The organism is Candidatus Melainabacteria bacterium RIFOXYA2_FULL_32_9 (genome assembly GCA_001784615.1).
Classification (GTDB): Bacteria; Cyanobacteriota; Vampirovibrionia; order Gastranaerophilales; family UBA9579; genus UBA9579.
Map to the genome: position 1 here is coordinate 1 of MFRQ01000149.1, position 5,007 is coordinate 5,007.

5 protein-coding genes are annotated in these 5,007 nt (G+C 32.7%); 3 read left to right on the forward strand and 2 right to left on the reverse strand.

Annotation, left to right across the window (positions count from 1 at the left end):
• The first annotated feature begins 77 nt into the window (after positions 1–77).
• Together A2255_04970 and A2255_04975 are read left to right on the forward strand one after the other, a co-directional pair.
• The gene (locus tag A2255_04970) at positions 78–392 is read left to right on the forward strand and encodes a hypothetical protein (GenBank protein OGI17401.1); all 315 of its coding nucleotides are present in this window, start codon (positions 78–80) and stop codon (positions 390–392) included.
• Between the two features lie 294 nt (positions 393–686).
• On the forward strand, positions 687–1,364 hold the full coding sequence (locus tag A2255_04975; GenBank protein ID OGI17402.1) for a hypothetical protein: 678 nt from the start codon (positions 687–689) through the stop codon (positions 1,362–1,364).
• Positions 1,365–1,433: 69 nt separating this feature from the next.
• Here A2255_04975 and A2255_04980 read toward each other — a convergent pair whose 3' ends face one another.
• Together A2255_04980 and A2255_04985 are read right to left on the reverse strand one after the other, a co-directional pair.
• Entirely contained in the window at positions 1,434–2,756 is a 1,323-nt protein-coding gene (locus A2255_04980; protein OGI17403.1) for a phosphopyruvate hydratase, read from the reverse strand.
• Positions 2,757–2,770: 14 nt separating this feature from the next.
• Complete coding sequence (locus A2255_04985; protein ID OGI17404.1) at positions 2,771–3,037, reverse strand: RNA-binding protein; 267 nt, start codon at positions 3,035–3,037, stop codon at positions 2,771–2,773.
• A gap of 325 nt (positions 3,038–3,362) precedes the next feature.
• Between A2255_04985 and A2255_04990 the strand changes: the two genes are divergently transcribed.
• A complete protein-coding gene (locus A2255_04990; protein ID OGI17405.1) occupies positions 3,363–4,820 on the forward strand; it encodes a hypothetical protein in 1,458 nt (485 codons plus the stop codon).
• Positions 4,821–5,007 lie beyond the last annotated feature (187 nt).

The following is a 5,007-nucleotide window of genomic DNA, read 5'->3' on the forward strand; positions in this document are numbered from 1 at the left end:
TTAGAATATTTAAACTATTCAAAAAAGTGTGATAACGTTTGGAATTGTTTTGTTAAGGCTTCTAATGATGGAGGGGAATGGGAAGATTTAGATGGTTCTCCCCCCACTGTTGGAGCAGATGCATCAGCTATATTGAACAATGTTTAATACACACTTGGCTCAGTAATCCAGCATGTGATGGGAGCAGGAGCTCACTAACGAAAGTTTGCGCACGTATATTTGTTGATGTAAATGGATTTAAAAAACCAAATATAACAGGAAAAGATATACTTGTAATTCATCTTGTAGATCAGGGTATAAAGCCTGGCGGGACACAGGGAGATGGTTATAGTTGTACAACTACAAGTGATGGATGGGGCTGTGCTGCAGCGTATTTGCTTGATAATCAATAATAAGAATATGTTTTAAACTACATTTAGAACCTAATTAATTATCTAACAAATATGCTTAGAGATTGCTTTACAAGATAACCCCCCTAAAAATATCATTATTAAAGGGTCATATAACCACAGAATTTATTTATCGAATAGGCTTTTAACATTAAACTCTATTGTGTCATTATTGTAATTGCTATTATTCAAGCTGGTTGAAGAAGTAATGTGTTTTTTTACATTAAAAGGTTTATTAAATGAATAAAAAAAGCTAGTATAATAATTTACATTAATAATGTATCTTGTAGAAAGAATATGCTAAATAAAATTTATTTAAGAGGTTTTACACTTACAGAAATACTAGTTACTCTTACCATAATAGGTATAGTAGCTGCATTAACAATTCCTGTAATTATACAGAATATTCAAACTATACAGAATAAAGCTGCTTTTAAAAAAGTGTATGCTGATCTTGATCAAGCAACAAGAAGAATACTAATAGATTATGGGGGAACTATTAACGGAATTTGTGCACAAGCAACTGCTCTCGAAAGAAATAGATACATAAGAGACAAGTATTTAGAATATTTAAACTATTCTAAAAAGTGTAGTAGTGATGATGAAGATATGAGTTGGGATAACTGTTTTGTTATGACTGCCGCTGATGGAGGAGAGTGGAAAAATTTGGATAATACAAACCCCATAATTGGACTCGACGCTTCAGCAATATTAAGTAATGGCGTTTTAATACATACCTGGCTTAGAACTTCAGGATGTACTAGTGGTGAAAATGAAATAAATAACATTTGTGCACGTATAATTGTTGATGTAAATGGATTTAAAAAACCAAATGTAACAGGAAAAGATATATTCTTAATTCATCTTGTAGAACAAGGAATAAAGCCTTATGGAACACAAGGAGATGATTATGAATGCACAACTACAAGTGATGGATGGGGCTGCGCAGCTGCGTATTTGTTAAATAATGAATAGTTAAATATAAACAAAAGCGAGATCTTCACTTATAAAGATCTCGCTTTTGTTTATATTTAGCAGTATTAATTATATTTTTACATATAATTCTTGAGCTGTTTTAGCCTTTTTTTGGCCCTGGAAAGCTCTAAGGCCAGGATATTTAGCAGCAGCACCTAATTCTTGTTCAATTCTAATTAATTGATTGTATTTAGCAACACGGTCTGTTCTGCTAGCGGAACCTGTTTTAATTTGACCAGCATTTGTAGCTACAGCCAAATCAGCAATGAATGTATCTTCTGTTTCACCTGATCTGTGACTAATAATGGTTGTGTATTCAGACTGTTGTGCAAGATTAATTGTAGCTAATGTTTCTGTTAAACTTCCAATCTGGTTAACTTTAACAAGAATACTATTACCAACACCTTTAATAATGCCTTCAGCTAATATTTTGGTATTTGTAACGAATAAATCATCACCAACTAACTGGATTCTGTCACCAATTTCATTGGTTAACATTTTCCAGCCTTCCCAATCTTCTTCAGCCATGCCATCTTCGATTGAGATAATTGGATATTTATTTACTAAACCTTTTAAGAAGTCCACCATTTGAGCTTTATCAAATGTTTTGCCTTCTCCTTCAAGAACATATTTACCATCTTTATAAAGTTCAGAACTTGCAACATCAAGTGTAAGTTTAATATCAGTTGATGTATTAAAGCCAGCTTTTTCAATAGCCAGAAGTATTACATCAAGTGCTTCTTCATTAGAGCTAAGGTTTGGAGCAAATCCACCTTCGTCACCTACAGCTGTTACATAGCCTTTTTGCTTTAATACTGATTTAAGGGCATGAAATGTTTCAGCACCCCATCTGATAGCTTCCTGGAAGTTACATGCACCAACAGGAGCAATCATAAATTCTTGAATATCAACGTTATTATCAGCATGAGCTCCGCCGTTAATAATATTCATCATCGGAACAGGCAATGTTATAGCATTTACCCCACCAAGGTATCTATAAAGTGGCATTTCATAAGCTGTAGCAGCTGCTCTAGCACATGCTAAGCTCACGCCTAAAATAGCGTTGGCGCCCAATTTACCTTTATTTTCTGTACCATCAAGTTCAAGCATTGTTTTATCAATTTCATATTGATTGCTTGCATCATGGTCAATAAGTTCTCTTGCTATAATTTCGTTTACATTTTCAACAGCTTGTAATACGCCTTTTCCACAGTAGCATGATTTATCTTCATCTCTTAATTCAAGTGCTTCATTGATACCTGTACTTGCTCCAGATGGAACTGAAGCTCTACCAATTACACCACCTGATAAAGCCACATCAACTTCAACTGTTGGATTGCCTCTTGAGTCTAAAATTTGTCTTGCTTTAACGTTTTCAATAAAAGTTGGCATTGTTACCTCCGATTCTACTCACTAGTATTTTGTATTTCTTCGATTATTTTGTATAAATCTTTAGATTCTTGTATTGACACATTTCCTGCTGGGACTTTTAAAACTTCTACTTTTACACTCTTATTGTAGTATTCTATAGTTATTTTGTCTCCCTCTTTTACCTGGCTTGAAGGCTTTGCAGGCTTATCATTTATAAAAACTCTGCCTTGATCAGAAACTTCATTAGCCACGCTTCTTCTTTTTATTAATCTTGAGACTTTTAGGAACTTATCAATACGCATTTATTTCTTTTTAACTTTATATTATCTTCCTTTTTGCTGGTCATACTATACAACAAAAAGAAATTAAATTAAAGTTCGAATAAATAACCAGTTTTTACATATTTAAACGTTTTAATTACTTTGCAAATTAAGAAGAATGAAGACAAAATATTATATTTGACAGTAGTTTCTGACTTTTAATTATTTTAATGCCATATTCATACTCAGATAAACCATAATTATAAATTTACATTTAGAATTATTAATATTTTAGCCAGATTTGGTCAATTTTTTAAATTTACAGAGTTAATTATAAATGACCGGATATTATTCTCGAGGAATATGCATGAATATTTATAATTACAGGTTTCCATCATTACAAAAGACTAATAATTTAAACATCAGCTTTGGTCACAAAATTGCAATGGACTTTGGCGCAAGTGATCCTCGTGGAACGGCAAAAATTACATCTCAGCTAGAAAATAATGATGTGCTGAATCTTAATAAAGATGAAAAATTATATATAATTAATCAAAAAAATGGATTTGAATCGGCTAATCATCTAATATCAGGAGTGACGGAGCTGGCTATTAATACGGCTAAAGAAGCACTGGAAAATATTAAAAGAGCAAATAATAATACTAAATTAGCTCCAAATGAAGAAGAACTGACCAGCGTTGATATGTTTTTTCCAGGCCCCGTCATTGGAGAAGAAGATCCAGACACTCATATTATTACAAATAAAATAGCCCTTATTGCTAACTATAGAGATAAAGATGGTGAAAGCCTTGAAAACATTAATATAAATGACATTGAAAAAGCTTTAAGAGAAAAAGCTGAGATAGCTGGAATTCCATTATCACAAAACTTTAAACTCCGAGTATTCAAGGATTTAGCAGGAACAGGCATGGCTATTTCCGAAAAATTATCAAATCACCCAAAGTATGGTGAAGATATAAAGCAAGGAAGGTTTCATGGCGCTGCAATAATAACAGGTGGCGGCCTTGGCATGGTTAGAATAGACTGTGATGAGCCAAATAGAATAATGCAAGAGACCTCAGAAGCTGGTCATGATATGTCAATGGACACTTTTAAAGTAAATGAAGAGAGGGTAGGAAAAGTTGGTGCAACTGTAAGTACTGTTATAAAAAACTTTGCTGAAGAACTTGCAGTCCTGAATAAAGCTGGACAACGTAGTAACATAAGGAAATCAGACATTGAAGCTTTAATTAAAACAGGTAATGCAACAATAGCTACTAAAAAAGAAATTAAGCTTAACCTCCCTAATGATGAAGAAGCTAAAGAAGTCTTAATGAAAACAGGTATATATGAAGAGATTAAGCCAGACGTTCTAAAAGTTAAAAACACACCAGAAGCAGATAGTAGATTTAAAAATGCAAGAAAAAGAGCTGTTATACAATATGCTGATGCATTAGCAAAAGTAACAATACCTTTAATTAATCGAGGTGTAAGTGTATTAGTCTTAACAGGACCCCTTGCAAAAGGAGTAAGAGACATAGTTGCGCAAAATGCTTCAGACTTTACATCTCAAAATCCACTATCAAATTTAAATATAAAATCATTATCAGACTTAATCAAAGATAGAATCAATTACTTAACGTCACACGATAATACAATCCAAAAATTATTAAAATGTAATGGCTTAAATATAGAATGCGGAGGCGAATTCCAAATAGCAGACAATACAACAGGAGCTAAAGTAATTCGAAATCCGAGAACAATTATCTCAGGAAATGGCATGCATCCTGACCGTATAATTTATACAACTGATGTTTTTAAATAACTTAAATAACCTAAATAATTTGATTAAATAATCAATATACTTATTATTTCAGGCCCTAATACTTAATATAAGTAGGTATTAGGGTATAAATAAATCTATTCAACTCGAATTGCTGATTAACTGAGTCGCTAGTGGTAAGATTTGTAAATAATATGCTAAAAGCAATCCCCTGTCATTGCGAGGTGGC

Excerpts from the sequence above, each read along its gene's own strand:
- A2255_04970 (OGI17401.1), top strand. The coding sequence starts at position 78 with ATGGGAAGATTTAGATGGTTCTCCCCCCACTGTTGGAGCAGATGCATC.
- A2255_04985 (OGI17404.1), bottom strand. The coding sequence starts at position 3,037 with ATGCGTATTGATAAGTTCCTAAAAGTCTCAAGATTAATAAAAAGAAGA.
- A2255_04990 (OGI17405.1), top strand. The coding sequence starts at position 3,363 with ATGAATATTTATAATTACAGGTTTCCATCATTACAAAAGACTAATAAT.
- A2255_04980 (OGI17403.1), bottom strand. The coding sequence starts at position 2,756 with ATGCCAACTTTTATTGAAAACGTTAAAGCAAGACAAATTTTAGACTCA.
- A2255_04975 (OGI17402.1), top strand. The coding sequence starts at position 687 with ATGCTAAATAAAATTTATTTAAGAGGTTTTACACTTACAGAAATACTA.